1 protein-coding gene is annotated in these 441 nt (G+C 57.1%); it reads left to right on the top strand.

From position 1 onward, the window contains the following. Positions 1-36: 36 nt before the first annotated feature. Positions 37-441: helix-turn-helix domain-containing protein (locus EN738_RS35010; RefSeq protein ID WP_245494861.1), on the top strand; the 405-nt coding region annotated here is incomplete at its 3' end.

Genomic DNA, 441 nt, shown 5'->3' with positions numbered 1-441 from the left:
CTGCATACCTGTTCGGGTGGGGATGCACCTTTCGACATGTTCCTGAACTTGGTGGAACGCGACCATGGCTCAGTCGTCGTCAACCGCGTCTGCGAAAAAGCCATCGCGTACCGAATGCGTTCAGCCGGGGAGCGACAGCGCCTGCCCCTCCATTCTCGTGTCAAGCTCAACCACAAGGCAGTGATGAAGGTCATTGGCCTGATGGAGGAAAGCTTGGACGATCCTATGCCGGTCGACGATCTTGTCGAGTTAAGCGGAATGTCGCGCCGGCAGATCGAAAGGCTTTTCGACAGAGAGTTGGGGCGCTCGCCGAACCGATACTACATGGAGCTGCGTCTGGAACGCGCGCAGCTGCTTCTTGTGAGCACCAACTTGCCAGTCGTGGAAGTTGCGGTGGCTTGCGGTTTTATCTCGCCGTCGCACTTTTCCAAAGTCTATCGC

Source organism: Mesorhizobium sp. M4B.F.Ca.ET.017.02.2.1 (assembly GCF_003998955.1).
In the GTDB taxonomy this organism is placed as follows: domain Bacteria; phylum Pseudomonadota; class Alphaproteobacteria; order Rhizobiales; family Rhizobiaceae; genus Mesorhizobium; species Mesorhizobium abyssinicae.
The sequence above is the reverse complement of the archived record's forward strand: the minus strand, read 5'-3'. Positions and strand labels throughout refer to the sequence as shown.